This window comes from Aliigemmobacter aestuarii (assembly GCF_004799285.1).
GTDB lineage: Bacteria > Pseudomonadota > Alphaproteobacteria > Rhodobacterales > Rhodobacteraceae > Aliigemmobacter > Aliigemmobacter aestuarii.
This window is the reverse complement of the sequence record NZ_SSND01000001.1, coordinates 110,022-128,775: the sequence shown is the minus strand read 5'-3', so window position 1 is coordinate 128,775 and position 18,754 is coordinate 110,022. Positions and strand designations below refer to the sequence as shown.

Annotated in this window: 17 protein-coding genes; 10 read left to right on the top strand and 7 right to left on the bottom strand. The window is 68.7% G+C overall.

Annotated elements, in window-relative coordinates:
* The first annotated feature begins 11 nt into the window (after positions 1 to 11).
* A complete protein-coding gene (gene tdh, locus E7811_RS00545; RefSeq protein WP_211092093.1) occupies positions 12 to 1,037 on the top strand; it encodes an L-threonine 3-dehydrogenase in 1,026 nt (341 codons plus the stop codon).
* A gap of 6 nt (positions 1,038 to 1,043) precedes the next feature.
* On the opposite strand, the gene E7811_RS00540 is transcribed toward tdh, so the two are convergent.
* Positions 1,044 to 2,297 carry a GH12 family glycosyl hydrolase domain-containing protein gene (locus tag E7811_RS00540; protein ID WP_136392659.1) on the bottom strand — a complete coding sequence of 418 codons (1,254 nt, stop codon included), beginning with the start codon at positions 2,295 to 2,297 and terminating at the stop codon, positions 1,044 to 1,046.
* 163 nt (positions 2,298 to 2,460) lie between these two features.
* Positions 2,461 to 4,116 (bottom strand): sulfatase-like hydrolase/transferase, encoded by a 1,656-nt coding sequence (locus E7811_RS00535; RefSeq protein WP_136392658.1) that lies wholly within the window; start codon positions 4,114 to 4,116, stop codon positions 2,461 to 2,463.
* A gap of 345 nt (positions 4,117 to 4,461) precedes the next feature.
* Here E7811_RS00535 and dusA point away from each other — a divergent pair, with 345 nt between their 5' ends.
* The 6 genes from dusA to E7811_RS00505 all read left to right on the top strand — a co-directional run bounded on the left by dusA (position 4,462) and on the right by E7811_RS00505 (position 11,260).
* Positions 4,462 to 5,478, top strand: coding sequence for a tRNA dihydrouridine(20/20a) synthase DusA (gene dusA / locus E7811_RS00530; protein ID WP_281277015.1), 1,017 nt, complete (start codon positions 4,462 to 4,464; stop codon positions 5,476 to 5,478).
* Positions 5,479 to 5,564: 86 nt separating this feature from the next.
* The gene (locus tag E7811_RS00525; RefSeq protein WP_136392657.1) at positions 5,565 to 6,662 is read left to right on the top strand and encodes a flavin monoamine oxidase family protein; all 1,098 of its coding nucleotides are present in this window, start codon (positions 5,565 to 5,567) and stop codon (positions 6,660 to 6,662) included.
* 110 nt (positions 6,663 to 6,772) lie between these two features.
* Complete coding sequence (locus tag E7811_RS00520; RefSeq protein WP_136392656.1) at positions 6,773 to 7,591, top strand: sulfite exporter TauE/SafE family protein; 819 nt, start codon at positions 6,773 to 6,775, stop codon at positions 7,589 to 7,591.
* A complete protein-coding gene (locus E7811_RS00515; protein WP_136392655.1) occupies positions 7,585 to 8,340 on the top strand; it encodes a hypothetical protein in 756 nt (251 codons plus the stop codon). The genes E7811_RS00520 and E7811_RS00515 overlap by 7 nt, the downstream gene beginning before the upstream one ends.
* A gap of 183 nt (positions 8,341 to 8,523) precedes the next feature.
* Positions 8,524 to 8,982: a (2Fe-2S)-binding protein gene (locus E7811_RS00510; protein ID WP_136392654.1), complete on the top strand. Its 459-nt coding sequence runs from the start codon at positions 8,524 to 8,526 to the stop codon at positions 8,980 to 8,982.
* A gap of 4 nt (positions 8,983 to 8,986) precedes the next feature.
* A complete protein-coding gene (locus E7811_RS00505; RefSeq protein ID WP_136394159.1) occupies positions 8,987 to 11,260 on the top strand; it encodes a xanthine dehydrogenase family protein molybdopterin-binding subunit in 2,274 nt (757 codons plus the stop codon).
* 36 nt (positions 11,261 to 11,296) lie between these two features.
* Here the strand turns inward: E7811_RS00505 and E7811_RS00500 are convergent, their stop codons facing one another.
* The gene (locus E7811_RS00500) at positions 11,297 to 12,133 is read right to left on the bottom strand and encodes an arginyltransferase (RefSeq protein ID WP_136392653.1); all 837 of its coding nucleotides are present in this window, start codon (positions 12,131 to 12,133) and stop codon (positions 11,297 to 11,299) included.
* A gap of 150 nt (positions 12,134 to 12,283) precedes the next feature.
* Here E7811_RS00500 and E7811_RS00495 point away from each other — a divergent pair, with 150 nt between their 5' ends.
* Complete coding sequence (locus E7811_RS00495; protein ID WP_136392652.1) at positions 12,284 to 12,940, top strand: SH3 domain-containing protein; 657 nt, start codon at positions 12,284 to 12,286, stop codon at positions 12,938 to 12,940.
* A 20-nt stretch (positions 12,941 to 12,960) separates the two neighbouring features.
* On the opposite strand, the gene E7811_RS00490 is transcribed toward E7811_RS00495, so the two are convergent.
* The 3 genes from E7811_RS00490 to E7811_RS00480 all read right to left on the bottom strand — a co-directional run bounded on the left by E7811_RS00490 (position 12,961) and on the right by E7811_RS00480 (position 14,561).
* Positions 12,961 to 13,416 carry an RDD family protein gene (locus E7811_RS00490; RefSeq protein WP_136394158.1) on the bottom strand — a complete coding sequence of 152 codons (456 nt, stop codon included), beginning with the start codon at positions 13,414 to 13,416 and terminating at the stop codon, positions 12,961 to 12,963.
* Between the two features lie 70 nt (positions 13,417 to 13,486).
* Positions 13,487 to 13,978, bottom strand: coding sequence for a DUF2852 domain-containing protein (locus E7811_RS00485; protein ID WP_136392651.1), 492 nt, complete (start codon positions 13,976 to 13,978; stop codon positions 13,487 to 13,489).
* Between the two features lie 115 nt (positions 13,979 to 14,093).
* The gene (locus tag E7811_RS00480; protein WP_136392650.1) at positions 14,094 to 14,561 is read right to left on the bottom strand and encodes a YbaK/EbsC family protein; all 468 of its coding nucleotides are present in this window, start codon (positions 14,559 to 14,561) and stop codon (positions 14,094 to 14,096) included.
* 302 nt (positions 14,562 to 14,863) lie between these two features.
* On the opposite strand from E7811_RS00480, the gene E7811_RS00475 reads away from it, so the two are divergent.
* Positions 14,864 to 17,659 carry a [protein-PII] uridylyltransferase family protein gene (locus tag E7811_RS00475; protein WP_136392649.1) on the top strand — a complete coding sequence of 932 codons (2,796 nt, stop codon included), beginning with the start codon at positions 14,864 to 14,866 and terminating at the stop codon, positions 17,657 to 17,659.
* Positions 17,660 to 17,677: 18 nt separating this feature from the next.
* The gene (locus E7811_RS00470) at positions 17,678 to 17,950 is read left to right on the top strand and encodes a hypothetical protein (protein WP_136394157.1); all 273 of its coding nucleotides are present in this window, start codon (positions 17,678 to 17,680) and stop codon (positions 17,948 to 17,950) included.
* 73 nt (positions 17,951 to 18,023) lie between these two features.
* On the opposite strand, the gene eda is transcribed toward E7811_RS00470, so the two are convergent.
* Positions 18,024 to 18,665 carry a bifunctional 4-hydroxy-2-oxoglutarate aldolase/2-dehydro-3-deoxy-phosphogluconate aldolase gene (eda, locus tag E7811_RS00465; protein ID WP_136392648.1) on the bottom strand — a complete coding sequence of 214 codons (642 nt, stop codon included), beginning with the start codon at positions 18,663 to 18,665 and terminating at the stop codon, positions 18,024 to 18,026.
* Positions 18,666 to 18,754: the final 89 nt, after the last annotated feature.

Below are 18,754 nucleotides of genomic sequence, written 5' to 3'. Positions count from 1 at the left end.
TGGAAAGGATGATGAAGGCGCTGGCGAAGGAACGCGCCGAAACCGGGCTTTGGGCGGTGACGCGGCCGGTGCCCGCCATCGGGCCTGACGACGTGCTGATCCGGATCCGGAAGACCGGGATCTGCGGCACCGACGTGCATATCTGGAACTGGGACGAATGGGCCGCGCGCACGGTGCCCGTCGGGTTGGTGACGGGCCACGAATTCGCGGGCGAGATCGTGGAACTGGGGGCCAATGTGACGGACCTCGCCATCGGCCAGCGCTGTTCGGGCGAGGGCCACCTGATCGGGCGCCACTCGCGCCAGTCGCGGGCGGGCCGCTTCCACCTTGATCCGGAAACCCGCGGGATCGGGGTGAACGAACAGGGGGCCTTTGCCGAATACCTGCGGTTGCCCGCGTTCAACGTGGTGCCCCTGCCGGATGCGATCGACGACGAGATCGGGGCGATCCTCGATCCGCTCGGCAATGCCGTCCATACCGCGCTGTCCTTCGATCTGGTGGGCGAGGATGTGCTGATCACCGGCGCCGGGCCGATCGGGATCATGGCGGCGGCGGTCGCCCGCCATGTGGGCGCGCGCCATGTGGTCATCACCGATGTCAACCAGGCGCGTCTGGATCTGGCGGCGACGGTGGCCGACGTGGTGCCGGTCAACGTCGCGCGCGAGGATTTGCGCGACGTGATCCCGCGGCTGAAGATGACGCAGGGCTTCGACGTGGGCCTAGAGATGAGCGGCAACCAGATCGCACTTGACCAGATGGTGGAGAGCCTCGTGATGGGCGGGCGCATTGCCATGCTGGGCATCCCGCCCGGCAAGTCGCCGGTCGACTGGTCGCGCATCGTCTTCAAGGCGATCACCATCAAGGGCGTCTATGGCCGCGAGATTTTCGAAACCTGGTACAAGATGATCGCCATGCTGGAAAACGGGCTGGATGTGCGCCGGGTGATCACCCACCGCTTCCCGGCCGACCGGTTCGAGGACGGCTTTGCCGCGATGCTGTCGGGGCAGTCGGGCAAGGTGGTGCTGGACTGGGCCTGAGGCGGGTCAGAGCAGAAGGTCCCCGGGCGCAAGCGCCGTCACGCCGTCCAGGCGCAGCGCCCAGTCGGCCCGCCCGTCGCCGTCGGTATCGGCCAGAAGGGCCGCATGGTCGCGCAAAACCTTCAGCCGCAATTCGCCGGGTGTGCCGGAAAAGGCCCTGGCCCCGATCAGCGCGAGGGGCTGATCCCCCTCGGCGATCCGGTCCCCATCAAGCCCGCGAAGGTCGATCCGGTCGAGTCCGGGCCGGAAATCGGTGATGCGGTCCCTTGGGGCCGGCTCCGGACCGGCGCGATCGGCTTCGGCAAAGACGAACCGGTCCGCGCCGCTTCCCCCGGTCAGCAGGTCCGTGCCCCGGCCCCCGTTCAGGACATCGCGCCCGCGGTCGCCCGACAGGTGATCGGCACCCCGGCCGCCTTCCAGCGTGTCGGCCCCGGCCCATCCGTTCAGGCTGTCAGGGCCATCGCGCCCCCGGATCCAGTCGCCGCCATCGGTGCCCTGCACGCGGTCGGCCCCTTCGGTGATCCGAAATCGCGCGTGGTCCCATGTCATCCGGTTCAGGCGGTAGCCCCCGGAGCCGTGCTGGACCTCGGCGCCGAATTCCATCGATGTCAGATAGTCGTCGCCGTCGATGAAGCCGCGCCGCTCGAGCATCCTCAGGATATGCGCCACATCGACCGTTCCCTCCAGCATCGGCCGGTCAAGAACGACGGCTGTATAGGACCAGGTCTGGTCGGTGCCGGAACTCATCGCCGGTTGGTGGAAGATCCGCGCTGTCGCCTCTCCGATCCGGAGGGTGGCCACGGGTGTCGAATGATCGTCCAGCGCCCCGGCGTGAAGCCAGATCATCACCTCGGCCGTGATGGTGCTGTAATGCCCGGTGGGGCTGTCGGTCAGCCACAGGTCGTAGGAGATGTTGAACCTTTCGGTATCCCCCCAGATGTCCACATCCGCCGTGACGGTGAGGGTCTTCAGGTCGTCGGCCCGACCGATGAGGAACCTCGATCCGACCTGATCCCAGGGTTTGAAGCCGATGATGACTTCCGGGTAGCCAAGGATGTGGCCTTCCTCGGTCGACGGGTAGTGCCAGCGCGCGACCAGGCCGGTCAGCATGTCACCCGGCGTATAGGTGATGGTCTGGGCGTAATCGCGGCCACGCACCCAGTCGTCAAATCCCCACAGATCGACGCCCCATGAATTGTTCTGGATGGCCGCCTGTCCTTCATAGACCGTCTGATACTGTCCGGTCAGCGTCACTCGCATGGGGTCACCCGAAGGCTGTTACCCTCAAAGGAATACTACAAGCCCGTTCCTTTCGCGAATGCCGATCCCTTTCCCGCCCCGGCGATTGGCGGAAAGCCGCACAAGCCCGAACCTTGTGTCGGTCATGCGCAGCCTTTCACGCGGCGCCCGTCATGCGTCCCCGTCATGTGTCCCCGGTCGGCACCTCGACCGCGGCGCGCACCTCGGGGTCGGTCAGGTCGTCCTTGTCCCAGACACCCAGCAGGATGCCCTTGCGCCGGGACTTGCCGCGCATGCCAAGGATCGTCTCGTCCGAGATCGTGGTGCGCTGGCTTTGCCTGCGCGCCCATCGGGCAAGGTGGCCAAAGAGCCGCTGGCGGGTATCGGCATGGGCCGGGTCGTCGCCAAGGTCCGTCACCTCGTCGGGGTCGGTTTCCAGATCGAACAGCATCGGGCGGAAGCCGCCTTCGGCATGCATCAACTTGAACCGCCCGTCAAAGACCATGAACAGCCGTGCATCGACGGGCGGAACATCCAGCCATTTCGCCATCATCGTGGCCGAATAGTCGTATTCGGAAATCACCACTTCGCGCCAGTCCGGCGGGGTCTTTCCTTGCAGGAATGGCAGCAGCGACCGGCCCTCGACGATGTGGCGCGGGCTTTTGCCGCCGAGCGCCTCGATGAAGGTGGCGGCCAGGTCGATCGATTCGACCAGCGCATCGCAGACCGTGCCCCGCGTGCCATCGGCCTCGGGCCGGGGGTCGTAGACGATCAGCGGGATGCGGACGGACGGATCGTGGAACAGGTCCTTCTCGCCCAGCCAGTGATCGCCCAGATAGTCGCCGTGATCCGAGGTCAGCACGATCATCGTGTCCGCCATCCGGCCGGTCGCCTCCAGGTGATCCAGCAGGCGGCCCAGATGATCGTCGCATTGCGCGATCAGCCCCATGTAGGCCGGGATCACCGTATCGCGCACCTCGTCGCGGCTGAAGGTCTGGCCCATCGGGTTCGCCATGAAGGCGGCATGGACCGGGTGCGGATCGTCGCGTTCCCTGGGATGGCGGATCGCCCGTTGCACATGCTGCGGCCCGTAAAGATCGTTGTAGGGCGCAGGCACGATATAGGGCCAGTGCGGCTTGATGTAGGACAGGTGGCAAAGCCAGGGGCGGCGCGCCTCGGGGCTTTGCAGAAAGCGGATGCATTCGTCGGTCAGCCAGGGGGTTTCGCTGTCGGGTTCGTCGATCGCGGCGGGCAGGCGGGCGTTCTTCAGAAGCCAGCCCGAGGCGAGGCTGCCATCCCCGGCGCGGCCCGCGTTGGCATGGGTGTGCCAGGGGTTGTCGCCGGGATATCCCCTGGCCTTCAGCCATTCGTTGTAGGGGCTGCGCTTTTCGTCATAGAACCCGTCCGGCCCCTTGGCGACCAGCCCGTCCTCGCGCACCCAGACATCAAAGCCGCATTCCGCGACGCGCGCGCCGATCACGCTGTCGGGGGCAAGGCCAAGCCGCGCCATGCCTTCGGCATCCACCTTCATGTGGGTCTTGCCGACAAGCCAGCTGTCCACCCCCAGCTTGCGCAGGTGGTCGCCCAGTGTGGTTTCGCCCACCTTCAGCGGAAAGTTGTTCCAGGCCGCGCCGTGCGAATGGACATAGCGCCCGGTGTAAAAGCTCATCCGGCTGGCGCCGCAGACCGGGGATTGCACATAGCTGCGCGCAAAACGCACCCCCTGCGCCGCCAGCCGGTCGAAGTTCGGGGTTTTCAGGTGCGGATGCCCGGCGCAGGACAGGTAATCGAACCGGAGCTGGTCATACATCACGAAAAGGACGTTGCGGATGCCGGCCATGGTCCTGTTCCTTCTGTGCGGTGTCGCGCCTTTGCCCCTGTCCACGCCATGTGAGCGCAATGCGCGCGGCAGGGCAAGGGGGCAGGGCAAGAGGGCAGGGCAACCGGGAAAGGCCAGACGGATCAGAGGCGCATCGCGCACCCGCGCCGGGCTTGCCCATCCGCGTGGCCGACGCCCGGCGGCACGGCCCCGGAATCCCCCGGTCCGCTGCGAATTCTCGCTGCCCCTTTCTGTCGTCGCGCCAGGGTGCTAGAAGACGCCGCGCGACAGGGGCTGCCGCCAGGCCCGACCATGGCGCATGCCCCGCCGCGCGCCCCATGACCGAAACGACCCCGCAGGCAACAGGTGGCCCAAACCAGCACCCCCCTTACGACCGACGCCGCGCGCCTTTCGGTCGCGCCGATGATGGACTGGACCGACAGGCATTGCCGGTACTTCCACCGCCTGATGACGGCGCGGGCGATGCTTTATACCGAGATGGTCACATCGGCTGCGATCGTTCATGGACCGAAGGCGCGGCTTCTCGATTATTCGACGGCGGAACATCCGGTCGCGCTGCAACTTGGCGGGTCGGACCCGGCGGAACTGGCGGCGGCGGTCAGGATCGCGCGGGATTGGCGCTATGACGAGATCAACCTGAACGTCGGCTGCCCGTCCGACCGGGTGCAATCGGGCTGTTTCGGCGCGGTGTTGATGGAACGGCCCGCGCTGGTGGCCGATTGCGTGGCCGCCATGCGCGACGAAAGCCCGGTGCCGGTTACGGTGAAATGCCGGATCGGGGTGGATGACCAGGACCCGGAAACGGTGCTGCCGGATTTCATCGACCGGGTGTCCGCGGCGGGCGTGTCGCATTTCGTGATCCATGCGCGAAAGGCATGGTTGCAGGGGCTTTCGCCAAAGGAAAACCGCGAGATCCCGCCGCTCGATTACGACCTCGTGCTGCGGATGAAGGCGTCATTTCCGCATCTTACGATCTGCATCAACGGCGGGATCACCTCGCTTGCGCAGGCGCGGGGGCTATTGGAGCGGGGGCTTGACGGGGTGATGATCGGGCGCGCGGCCTATCACGAGCCGGGCAATGTGCTGATCGGGGCGGATGCGCTTTGGGGCGATGCGCCGGGCCGGGATGCCTTTGCCGTGGTCGAGGCGATGCGGCCCGATATCGCGGATCACCTGGCCGAAGGCGGGCGGCTGCATCAGATCACCCGGCACATGCTGGGCCTGTTCCACGGCAAGCCCGGTGCGCGAGGCTGGCGGCGGGTCCTGTCGGAAGGCGCATCGCGGGACGGCGCGGGGCTTGACCTGATCGACCGGGCGCTGGCCGAGGTGACACAGGCGGCCGAGGCCGTGCGGGCCGGCTGACGACAGCCGCAGGGACCTTGCCGCCGGGCCGCGCGGCGCCAGATGCCACCCTGCGGCGGACGCGGGGCAGGCAGGGGACAGCAGGGATGCAGAAGACGCAGGTTGCCATCATCGGCGGGGGCCTCGCCGGGCTCAACGCGGCGCGCCTTCTGCAGGCGGCGGGCGTTTCCTTTCATCTGTTCGAGGCGCGGGACAGGCTGGGCGGGCGCATCCTGACGGTCGATGGCGCGGGTCGGCCCGCAGAGGACGGGTTCGACCTTGGCCCCTCGTGGTACTGGCCCCGGATGCAACCGGCGATCGGGGATCTGGTGGCAGACCTTGGCCTTGCCGGGTTCCCCCAGGCCGCCGATGGCGACATGATGTTCGAACGCAGCCTGCGAGAGGGGCCGCGGCGATATCCGGCCCTGCCGCAGGATCCACCCTCGATGCGCCTTCGGGGCGGAACCGGGGCCGTGGTCAGGGCGCTGGCGGCGGACCTGCCCGCCGGGCGGCTGCATTCGGGACGTCCCGTCGCGGCGCTGGCGCTTGGCGCCCAAGGGGTCACGCTGACCTTGGGCGGGGCGGGGGAGGCCGGGGGCGAGGAGATCCTCGCCGAACAGGTGATCGCCGCCCTTCCGCCCCGGTTGATGGAACATCGCCTGCGTTTCACCCCCGATCTTGCCCCCGAAACCCGGCGCCTCTGGCAGGCGACACCCACCTGGATGGCGCCCCATGCCAAGGTCATCGCCGTCTATGACCGGCCCTTCTGGCGCATGGCGGGGCTGTCGGGCAGCGCGCAGAGCCTTGCAGGCCCGATGACCGAGATCCACGATGCCTCCACCGCCCGCGGTCAGGCGGCGTTGTTCGGCTTCGTCGGCATCCCGGCCCGTCACCGCGCCCAAGTCGGAGAGGCGGCGCTTGTCGCGGCCTGTCTGGCGCAACTGGAACGCACCTTCGGCCCCGAGGCGGCGCATCCGCGCGCGACCCTGGTGAAGGACTGGGCCGCCGACCCGCTGACCGCGACCGGGGCCGACCCGCTGGACGCCGGGCATCCCGCGCCCGCGGCGGTCTGGGTCAAGGGCGCATGGGGCGAAAGGCTCCACCTCGGCGGAAGCGAGGTCAGCGACAGCGAACCGGGCTATCTGGCCGGGGCGGTTTCGGCCTCGTCCCGCGCGGTCGCCCGCGTCCTGCGGCAGATGGGCTGAGGAAAAGGGACAGGCCGCACGGCCCTTGGCATCTTTTCCCCGTCCGCCCGATGGTCTACCACTCGACACCGGAACCGCGGGGCGAAGGCCCCCCAAGCGCAAGGTCAGCCATGCCCGACATTTCCACCCTGCTGCCCCTTCTGGCCCTTCTGATCGCCATCGGGGCCTTTGCCGGGGTCATCGCGGGCCTTCTGGGGGTGGGCGGCGGGATCGTTCTGGTCCCGGCCTTCTTCTACACCTTCAGCGCGCTTGGTTATGGCGGGGCGCAACTGATGCAGGTCTGCCTTGCCACTTCGCTGGCCACGATCATCGTGACCTCGGTCCGGTCGGTGCTGGCCCACAACCGCAAGGGCGCGGTGGAATGGGCGATCCTGAAGGGCTGGGGGCCGGTCATCGCGGCGGGGGCGGTGGCGGGGTTCCTGCTGGCCAGCCAGTTGCGGTCGATCACGCTGCAGGCGATCTTTGGCATCCTCGGCCTGGTCGCGGGGCTTTACATGGCCTTCGGGCGGGCCGACTGGCGCCTGGGGCAGACCATGCCCGGCGGTGCGCTGAAAGGGGTGCTGGGTGGGGGGCTCGGGTTCTTTTCTGTGCTGATGGGGATCGGCGGGGGCACTTTCGGCGTGCCGATGATGACGCTTTACAATCTGCCCATCCATCGCGCGGTGGCGACGGCGGCAGGCTTCGGCGTGATCATCGCCGTGCCCTCGGTCATCGGTTTCCTGACCATGCGGATCGAGGGCGCGCCGCCCTTCACCCTTGGCGCGGTGAACCTGCCGGCCTTCGCCATCATCATCGCCATGACCATGATCACGACGCCCTGGGGGGTGAAGCTGGCCCATGCGATGGACCCCAAACCCCTGAAGCGCGCCTTTGCCGTGTTCATCATCCTCGTGGCGTTGAACATGCTGCGGAAGGTCGCGGGATGGTAGCGGCGGGGCCCGGCTGGCGCCGGATCGGGCCCGATCCCGCGATCGCCGCCTGGGCAGAGGCCGCGCGCCCCGTGGCCGAGGCCGCGATCGCGGCCAGCGACGAACCCTGGCGCTGCGGCGGGACGTGGTTCGTGGGGGTGGATGCCCTGCCGAACGGTCCCGACGGGGCGATTGCCGGTGCGGCCTTCCCCTGGGGTGTGCTTGGCCTTTCGCCCGAACCCCTGCACCGGGCGCAGCTGTCCACGGTGCGCGCCGGCTATCCTCGCCCGTCCGGGGCCGAGTCCGAGGCCGCCTTTCGCTTTCGCCGTGACCGGGATGCCGCGCATCTTGACGGGCTTCTGGCCGAAGGGACCGAGAAGCGGCGCTTCCTGCGCGAACCGCATGGCTGGATTCTGGGCATCGCGCTGAACGGCTGCGATCCGGGGGCCGCGCCGCTGGTCGTGTGGGAGGGAAGCCACCGCATCATGCTGGCGGCTTTCCGGGCCGCGATGGCCGGGACCGAAGACCCCGGCGCGGTGGATGTGACCGTGGTCTATCAGGCCGCGCGGCGCCGCGTCTTCGACGAATGTCCCCGCCGCGCGCTGCCCGGACGGGTGGGCGAGGCGGTGCTGTTGCATCGCGCGCTGATCCACGGGGTGGCCCCCTGGTCCGAAGGCGCGACCGCGCCGGAAACGGGGCGGATCGTGGCCTATTTCCGCCCGCTTCTGCCGTCGGTCACAGACTGGCTGGCAGAGGCAAGGGACGGCTGAGCGCGCCGCCTTCGACCGGGGGCAATGACATCGCGGCGCGTCCGGATGGCCCCGTGGCCGGGCCGCAGTGATCCTGCGCGGGGCTGTCCGGCGCCCGGCCCGGCCATGCGACGCAGGGTCAACCGTGCCGGGGTCTTCCCTTTCGGGCGGCCCGTGATAGCTCTGGTCCAAAGGGAGGTGCGCATGCGTTTCACCGTGAACGGAACCCCGCGCGAGGTGGATGTCGAACCCGACATGCCGCTTTTGTGGCTGCTGCGTGATGTCCTTGGGCTGACCGGCACGAAATACGGCTGCGGCATCGCCGCCTGTGGCGCCTGCACCGTGCATCTGAACGGCGCGCCGGTGCGCGCCTGCCAGACCCTTGCCGGGGATCTGGAAGGCGCCGAGGTGGTCACGATCGAGGGCCTTGGCACCCCCGCCGCGCCGCATCCCCTGCAACTGGCCTGGATCGACCATCAGGTCGCGCAATGCGGCTACTGCCAGTCGGGGCAGATCATGCAGGCCGCGGGCCTTCTGGCGCAGAACCCCGCGCCAAGCGATGCCGAGATCATCGAGGCCATGGACGGCAACCTGTGCCGCTGTGGCACCTATCCGCGCATCCTTGCCGCCGTGCGGGATGCCGCAGGCCGGATGGGGGGCTGAGGCGATGGGGAGGCTCAAGACGATCGCGCGGCGGTCCTTCCTGATCGGCACGGTCGCGCTGGCGGGTGGCGTGGTCTTCGGCACCTATGCCTATCGCCGCGATCCGGACAATCCGCTTCTGGACGATCTGGCCGAAGGGCAGGCGGCGATCACGCCCCATGTCCTGATCGACACGGAGGGCGTGACCCTGATCACGCCGCGGGCCGACAAGGGGCAGGGCACCGTTTCGCTTCAGGCGATGCTTCTGGCCGAGGAACTGGATGTCGATCCCTATGCGATCCGCACCGATTTCGGCCCGCCCTCGGCCGCCTACTGGAACGGGGTGGTTCTGGCCGAGGGGCTGCCCTTTGCCGATGCGGGCGATGGGACGCTGGCTCGGGGCTCGCGCAAGGCGGGCGAGGTGTTGGGCAAGATCCTCGGGATGCAGATCACCGGAGGGTCATCGTCGGCGGCGGATGCCTTCGACCGGCTCCGGCAGGCCGGGGCCGTCGCGCGCGAGACGCTAAAGGCCGCCGCCGCGGCCCGCACCGGCCTTGCACAGGCCGATCTGAAAACCGAAAGCGGCGCCGTCGTCCTGCCCGATGGCACGCGGGTGGCCTATCCCGATCTGATCCCCGATCTGGCGGGCGTGGAGCCGGTCCAGGTGGACAGCCTGCGCGATCCCTCGCAATGGCGGTTTCTGGGCCATCCGCACCGGCGGCTGGACATCGTGGCGAAATCCACCGGCACGCAGGCCTATGGCATCGACCTCACCGTCGAGGGCATGGTTTTCGCCGCCGTCCACAGGCTGCCCGACCCGCCGGACGAGACGGCGCGCCATGACACGGCGCCCGCGCTTGCGATGCGCGGGGTCGTGGCCGCCGGGGTGATCGGGGCCAACGCCTATGCCATCGCCGACAACACATGGCGGGCGATGCAGGCGGCGCAGGCGATCCGGACCGAGGGCATGGCGGCCATGGCGCCGCGTCCCGGCGCGATGCCCGATCAGTCCGAAATCTGGGACAGGATCGCGGCCAGCCTTGACGGAACCCGGCGCGACAGCCGGAACCGTGATCTGGGCGATATCGACGCGGCCCTGTCACAGGGCGAGGTGCTGACGGCCGAATACCGGGTGCCTTTCCTCGCCCATGCCGCGCTGGAGCCTTTGAACGCGACGGTGCGGATCACGGCGGACCGGGCCGACATCTGGGCCGGAACCCAGGTGCCGATCGTCGCGCGCGACAAGGTGGCACGTCTGACCGGTCTGCCGAAGGCGTCGGTGCATGTCCACAACCAGATGATGGGCGGCTCGTTCGGCCGCAGGCTTGAGGATGACTTCATCCTTGTCGCGGTCGAGATCGCACGCCGGGTGACGGGCCGCGCGGTCAAGGTGACATGGACGCGCGAGGCCGATTTCGCCGCCGATTTCCCCCGCCCGGCCGCCATGGCGCGCGGGCGCGGCCGGGTCGAAGGCGGGCAGGTCGTGGCCTATGATCTGGACATTGCGGCGCAATCCACGATGGAAAGCCAGGTCGGGCGCATGGGGATGCCGGTGTTCGGCCCGGACAAGGCGATCGTGGCCGGGGCCGCCGATCAGCCCTTTGCGATCCCCGCCTATCGGGTCACGGGGCATCGCGTTCCGGCGATGGTTCCGGTCAGTTCGTGGCGGTCGGTCGGCGCATCGGCGAACGGCGTGTTTCACGACTGCTGGCTGGACGAGCTGATCCATGCGGCGGGCGCCGATCCGGTGGCGGAACGGCTGCGGCTTTGTGACGATCCCTTGTCACGGAAGGTGATCGAGGCGGTGGCCGAGATGGCCGATTGGCAGGGCGCGCAGCCCGGCCCAGATGGCGCGGGGCTTATGCGCGGGCGCGGTGTTGCCTTCTGCCGGTCGTTCGGCGTTCCAACGGCCGCAATCGTCGATTTGTCCGACACCGGCGCGGGCCTTCGGATCGACCGGGCGTTCGTCGCGGCCGAGGTGGGCCGGGTGCTGGACCCGGTCAATTTCGAGAACCAGGTCGCGGGCGGCGTGGTCTTTGGCCTTGGCCACGCGATGAACTGCGAACTCACCTATGCGGGAGGCGTGCCAGAACAGGCGAATTTCGACAGCTATGAAGGGATGCGGCTCCGCCAATGCCCGCAGATCACCGTGCGGGGGCTTGAAAACGGCGACCGTGTCCGCGGGATCGGCGAGCCGCCCGTGCCGGTGGCCATGGCGGCGCTGGCCAATGCCGTCTTTGCCGCGACCGGCAGGCGCATCCGGGAACTACCCCTGTCGCGGCATGTGGATTTCGTCTGATCCAGCGCGGTGCGTGGTGCTGCGCGCGGTGCGGGCTTAGTCACGCACCACGCGGGCGTTCGGCAGGCTGATGCGGGCGACCTGTTCGGCGATCGGATCGACCGACAGAGGGTGCAGCTCGGCACGGTGATCCGAGGGCGACCCGATGTCCTGCCAGCGCCCGCCCTTGTAGATCTCCAGCGCGGAGAACCCGGCCTTGTAACCCATCTTGGTGCTGCCCGGCACCCAGTAGCCCAGATAGACATAGGGCAGGCCGGCCTCGCGCGCGATCTCGACATGGTCAAGGATCACCTGGGTGCCAAGGCTGCGGTCCTGAAGGTCCGGATCGTAGAAGGAATAGACCATGCTCAGCCCGTCGTCGAAGACATCCGTCAGGCAGACAGCGGTCAGAAGACGCCCACCCGCGGTTTCGGGATCGGGGCGGCTGTATTCCACCACGCGGCTGCGGATCGGGGTTTCCTCGATCATCGCGGCGAATTCGAAGATGTCCATGTCGGCCATCCCGCCATCGGCGTGCCGCGCGTCCAGATAGCGGCGGAACAGGGCGAACTGATCCTCGGTCGCCCAGGGGCTGGTGGCATTGCGTTTCAGTTCGGCATTGCGGCGCAGGATGCGCCTCTGGGTACGGTTCGGCGTGAAATCGGCAACGCGGATGCGGGCAGAAAGACAGGCCGAACATTCCGAACAGGACGGCCGGTAAAGCACGTTCTGGCTGCGGCGGAAGCCTTGCTTCGACAGCGTGTCGTTCAACTGCTGCGCATGTTCGCCCTGCAGCGCGGTGAACAGCTTCCGTTCCATGCGCCCGTCAAGATAGGGGCATGGCTGCGGAGCCGTCACATAAAACTGGGGCGCTATGGGAACGGTATGGCGCATCAGGCTTCAAGGGAATTTCGCTGGCCAGAGCCTAGCAAGTCCTTGTGATTGCGCAAGCCGTCTTTGCAATCTTGGTGCTGCGGGCTTGTCAAAATCCACATGCATGCAAGGATGGCCGGAACCAGCGAGGGGAGGAAATCCATGCAAGGCATGCGCGCGTCCGCTCTGCTGGCGGGTCTGGCGGCGCTGCTCTCTGGCGCGGTCCTGCCCGCCACGGCGCAGGATGCCGGCCCGGACCTGTGGGAGGTCAGGGGGCTGTCGACCACGCTCAACCTGCGTGTCGCGCCCTCGATCGGGGCCGAGGTTCTGATGCGCTTCGTTCCGGGCGAAAGGCTCGCCGGTCTGGGGTGCCGCGCCGTGGAGGGCCGCGAATGGTGCGAGGTCGAGGCGGCAGACGGCGGGCCACGCGGCTTTGTGCTGCGGGATTTCCTGCGGGCGGTGCCCGATGACGCGCCCGGCGCGGCGGCGGCATTGGCGGGTGAGGCGGGACCGGCGACCACAGGCGAGGGGCAGGGCGGTTTCGACGCGACCGGGCTGCTTGCCTGCGCGGCACCCGCGGGCCTTCCCCTGGGCGACTGCGCCTTCGCCGTGATCCGGGGGCAGGGGGGCGAGGCGCTGCTGTCGGTCACCTTGCCGGATGGCGGGTTGCGCCTGATCCGCTTCGCCGATGGCATGGCGGTTCAGGCCGATGGCGAGGCTGCCGCGGCGCCCGGCGCGTTCCGCGCTGTTAGGCAGGGCGACCTGCATCGCATCTTCGTCGGTGACGAACGGTTCGAGATCAGCCACGGCGCGCTTTTCGGCGGCTGAACCCGCCGGTCCGGCGCCGGTCAATGACGGGCGGCCCGGTTCACGGCCACCGTGCCAAGGACCAGATCCGACAGGCCCTGCCGCCGCTCGGTCGTCAGCATCAGCGCGATCGAGGCGATCTGCGGCAGCACAAAGGCCACCGAAAGCACATAGCCCAGGGTATGAAAGAAGGCCGTGCCGGACCCGAACCGTTCGCCGCGATGATCGAGGAACTCGATCGCCATCAGCCGCATCCCTGGCGTCGCTGATCCGCGCGCCAGCGTGACATAGCGATAGACGAAGGACACGGCGACGATCACCAAAGGCAAAAGAAACACGAAGGTGAAGGCCGTCAGGAGCAGCACCGCCAGAACGACCACGGCAATCAGCACCGTGTCGACGATCCAGGCGACCAGCCGTTTCATCGGCGTGTCGGCATAGAATTCGGCGTGGCGATGCGGGTCGGGAAGGGCGGAATGCGAAACGGGGGTGATCATCATCGTCGGTCGCTTGCGGAATGGGGCTGGAACGGCTCCGGGCCCGAGATGGGGCCCGGAGCGGCCGGGATCAATAGCTGCCGGGACGTGGCGGCGCATCGGCCACGGACGGGCTCACGTCTTCGCGCGCGTCGACCGGATGGCTCGCCGCGCGGGCGCGGTCCTCCATGAAGCGGTCGAACTCCTGCTTGTCCTTGGCCTCGCGCAGGCGGGCGAGGAACGCCTCGAAGGCTTCCTGTTCGTCCTCCAGCCGTTTCAGGGTCTCGGCCTTGTAGGCGTCGAAGGCGCTGTTGCCCGAGGAATTCCAGGCGCGGCTGTGGCGGGTGTCGTGCTTGCGCGAACAGAACATGGCGCTTTCCTTTCGATGGGTGGCAGAGCAGGCGAACTTGCCGGCATAGATCATGTAGGCCAGAAGCATCAGGCCCACGGGCCAGACGAAGATGAATCCCAGGACCATGGCGGCGATCCACGCCACCCGGCCGCGGGCGTCCAGCCAGCTTTCGGCGTTGCGGAACCACTGGCCGATGCGGCCGGTGGCAGGTTGGGCAGTCTGGATATGCATGGCGGTCTCCATTGCGCGGGGATGTAAACACTCTTCACATATCGCAAGATCGGCATGCACTGCCCCCGCGTCAAGAGGTGATGTGAAAAGTTTTTACATGCGCGCGGCGCCGCGCCTAGGCGGTGAAATCCGCAAGCGTGGCGCCAGTGATGCGCAACAACACATCGGGCGCGATCCGGAAGATGTGGCGCGGCGTCCCGGCGGCCGCCCAGACAGCGGGAAACTCCAGCAGCCGCGGGTCGAACCAGGTCGCGGGGGGCGTCAGATGGCCGAGCGGAGCCACGCCGCCGATGGCAAAGCCCGTCTGCTCCCGCACCTGCCTGGCATCCGCGCGGCCCAGGGGCTGGCCCGCAAGCGCGCTGGCCCTTGCCGCGTCGACCTGATTGCCGCCGGCCGTCAGGAACAGGCAGAGATGGCCATCGGGCGTGCCGAACATGATGGATTTCACGATCTGGTCCAGCGCGCAGCCTGCCGCATCGGCCGCCTGCCCGGCGGTGCGCGTCTCGGCCTCCATTTCCAGCACCGTCGCCTCCACCCGGGCCGCGGCCAGGGCATCAGTCACGCGTTTCAGGCTCTTGCTCATGGACGTCCCCTCGCACCCTCGGGCGCATATGACTGCGCCCCGCGCCGAACGGCAAGCCCCGACCGGGCCAGGAAAGGGGGCTCTGCCCCCTCGGGCCTTGCGGCCCTCACCCCCGGGATACTTGAGCCAGTGTGAAGCAAATTTGACTCAAATTGTCGTTCAACTTGACGAAAATACCCTCGGGGGGTGAATTTGGCGCAGCCAAAGAGGGGGGCAGACAGCCCCCCTTCTCGCCCCACCGCGCATCGCCCTCCGCTCCACCGCCCGTTGACCGGGGCGCGCGCGCTCGTCATGGTGCCGGCATGACCCATGCTGCCTTTTCCGCCCGGCTGACGCGATCGCCGCTGCCCTTCGATGCCGATCAGGCCGCCGATGTGCGCGCGGCCTTTTCCGACCTGCCGCCGGACCTCGTCGAACTTTTGGCCGGAACCGCCGGGTGCAGCCCCTATCTGCGCGACCTGATGCGGCGCGAGGCGGACTGGCTGCGCATCGCTCTCGTCCGCCCGCCCGAGACGGTCGCGGACGAGGCGCTTGCGGCCCCTGAGGCGGTCGCGCTCGACGATCTTGGCGCGGCGCTGAGGCAGGCCAAGCGGCGGCTGGCGCTTCTGACCGCGCTGGCCGATCTGGGCGGGGTCTGGCCGCTGGAGATCGTGACCGGCACCTTGACCGCGCTGGCCGACCGCGCGGTCGATCTGTCGATGCGCCGGCTGGTGGCCGAAGAGATCCGCCGCGGCAAACTGCCGGGACAGGGGCCCGAGGATGCGCAGACCGCCGGCGGGATGGTGGCGCTTGCCATGGGCAAGATGGGCGCGGGCGAGCTGAACTATTCCTCGGACATCGACCTTGTCCTCTTGTTCGACCAGGATCGCTATGGCGAGGACTGGCAGGAGGCGCGCGCGGCCTTCATCCGCGTCGCCCGCAAGATGACCGCGCTCTTGTCCGACATCACGGCGGGCGGATACGTCTTTCGCAGCGACCTGCGGCTCAGGCCGGATGCGGCGGTGACGCCGGTCTGCATCTCGATGGCGGCGGCCGAGGCCTATTACGAGGCGCAGGGCCGGACCTGGGAACGCGCGGCCTATATCAAGGCGCGCCCCTGCGGCGGCGACCTTGCGGCGGGCGAACGGTTCCTGGCCGCGCTTACCCCCTTCGTCTGGCGCAAACACCTGGATTTCGTGGCGATTCAGGACGCCCATGACATGCGCCTGCGCATCCGCGACCATCGCGGCCTGCACGGGCCGATCCAGATCGAAGGCCACAACATGAAGCTGGGCGTGGGCGGCATTCGCGAGATCGAGTTCTTCACCCAGACGCGCCAGCTGATCGCGGGCGGGCGCGACCCGTCGCTGCGTGACCGCACCACCGTCGGTGGCCTGCACGCGCTGGCGGAAAAGGGCTGGGTGCCCGAGGCCATCGCCGGGGAACTCGTCACGCTTTACCGTGCGCATCGCGAGGTCGAACACCGGCTTCAGATGGTGAACGACGCGCAGACCCATGACATGCCCGCCACCCCCGAGGGCGTGGCGCGGATCGCGCATTTCTGCGGGCAGGCCGATGTGGCGGCCTTTCGTGCGGGCCTGAAGGAACGGCTGGAACGGACCGACCACCTGACCGAAGGATTCTTCGCGCCGGGCCAGGTGGCGGACGGTCCGGCCCTTTCGGACAGCGCCCAGGCCATCGTCGATGGCTGGCGGTCCTATCCGGCGCTGCGGTCGGAGCGCGCGGTGCAATCCTTCCGCAGGTTGCGCCCGCAGCTTCTGAAATCGCTGATGAAGGCCGAGAATTTCGACGAGGCGCTGGTCGCCTTCGACGGCTTCCTTGCCCGCCTGCCGGCGGGTGTGCAGCTTTTCGCCCTGTTCGAGGCGAACCCGACGCTGATCGACCTGATCGCCGACATCTCGGCCACGACACCCGCGCTGGCGCGCTACCTGGCGCGCAACGCGGGCGTGCTGGATGCGGTCATCGGCGGCAGCTTCTTTGCCCCCTGGCCTGGCACGGCGGAGCTGGCGCGGGGGCTGACCGATGCGATGGCCGCGGTCGCGGATTACGAAAAGAAGCTCGACACCGCGCGGCGCTGGATGAAGGAATGGCACTTCCGCGTCGGCGTGCATCACCTGCGCGGCCTGATCGACGCCTTCGAGGCGGGCAAGTCCTATGCCGATCTGGCCGATGCGGTGATCTTGGCGCTCTGGCCCGTCGTGGGCGGCGAATTCGCCCGCCGCCACGGCCCGCCGCCCGGTCGGGGTGCGGTGCTTCTGGGGATGGGCAGCCTCGGCGCCGGGCGGCTCAACGCGGGGTCCGACCTTGACCTGATCGTGATCTATGACGATGCGGGGGTGGAGGCCAGCGAGGGGCCGAAGCCCCTGGCCACGCGACCCTATTATGCGCGGCTCACGCAGGCGATGGTCACCGCGCTGACCGCGCAGATGCCCGAGGGGCGGCTTTACGAGGTGGACATGCGGCTGCGGCCCTCGGGGCGGCAGGGGCCGGTTGCGACATCGCTGGCAAGCTTTCGCAGCTATCAGATGGACGAGGCCTGGACCTGGGAACACCTGGCCCTGACCCGCGCCCGCCCGATCACCGGACCGGCCGAACTGATGGCCACGATCGAGGCGTTCCGCCGCGAGGTGATCACGGTCAAGGGACAGGGGGAAAGGGTGCTGCCCGATGTGGCCGAGATGCGGGCGCGCCTTCAGGCGGCCAAGCCCGCCACGACCCTGTGGGAGGCCAAGAACGGCGCCGGGCGCATCATGGACATCGAACTTCTGGCGCAGACGGCGGCGCTGCGCGCGGGCGATCCCGCACGGCGCGTCGAACAGCAGTTGCGCGCTGGCGCAAAAGGCGGGTTTCTGTCGCAAACGGATGAGCGGACGCTGCTTGACACCTACAGGTTCTGCTGGCGGGTGCAGGCGGGCAGCCGGCTTCTGACCGACCGGGCGCTGGACATGGACCGGGTGGGCGAGGGCGGTCGGCGCTTCCTGATCCGCGAGATGGGCTGCGAGGGCGAGGAGGACCTGTCGCACCGGCTGGAACAGGGCGTGGCCGCTGCGGCCGCGATCATCGAGGCGCGGATCGGACCCGCGCCGAAAGAGGACTGAACGATGGGGAGGCGCTGCGTGCAGCTTTCAGAGGCGGATCCGAAGGGGCTGGTGCGGGAAAGTTTCCGCATCGACGGCATCACGCCGGGCGAATGCCGGTCGATCTTTGTCGACTGGGCGCTGAGCCTGAAACCGGGCGTGCCCGTGGCCGATGCGCTGCGCGCGCTGATCGCGGAGTATGGCTTGCCCAACCCCGGCCACCCGATGACGGCTGTGCTGACCGAAGGGCTGGAAGCCCCCAAGGCCCCCCGCCGGCGCGGCGGCCGCGCCGCACGGGTGCCTGGGGTCTGATGCCGCTGGTCTGATACCGGGGGTCACTGACACCGAGGGGCTGACCGGGGCGAAGCCGGGCGCGTCCTGATCCCTAGCGCTGCAGGGCGGCCGCCTCTGCCGCGAGCCGCGTGATCCCGCCCCAGTCGCCCGCCTGCACCATCGCCTTCGGCGCGATCCAGCTGCCGCCCACGCACATCACATTGGACAGGCTCAGGTAATCGCGGGCGTTCCCCAGCCCGATGCCGCCCGTGGGGCAGAAGGCCATCTGCGGCAGCGGCCCCCCCAGTGCCTTGATCGCCGCGGCGCCGCCGCTGGTTTCGGCGGGAAAGAACTTGCCGACCGTATAACCCGCCTCCAGCAGCGCCATCACCTCGGACGCGGTCACGGCGCCGGCCAGAAGCGGCAGCCCCTCGTCCTCGCAGGCCGCGATCAGGCGCTGCGTCGCACCGGGCGAGACGCCAAAGCGCGCGCCGGCGGCCTTCGCCGCCTTCACGTCGCCGGGGGTCAGCAGCGTGCCCGCGCCGACCACGCCGCCCTCGACCTCGGCCATCGCCCGGATCACCTCCAGCGCGGCGGGGGTGCGCAGCGTCACCTCGAGCGCGGGAAGGCCGCCCGCGACCAGCGCGCGGGCCAGGGGCGCGGCATGGGCCGGGTCGTCGACCACCAGCACCGGCACGACCGGGGCCATGCGACAGATCTCGGCGGCGCGGGCGGATTGTTCTGCGGGCGTCATGACGGTGGTCTCCCTGATCCCCGCAATGGTGCGGGATGGTTGGTGCTGATGCCTCCGGCGGGGGTATTTGTCTCAGATTGAAGGGGAAC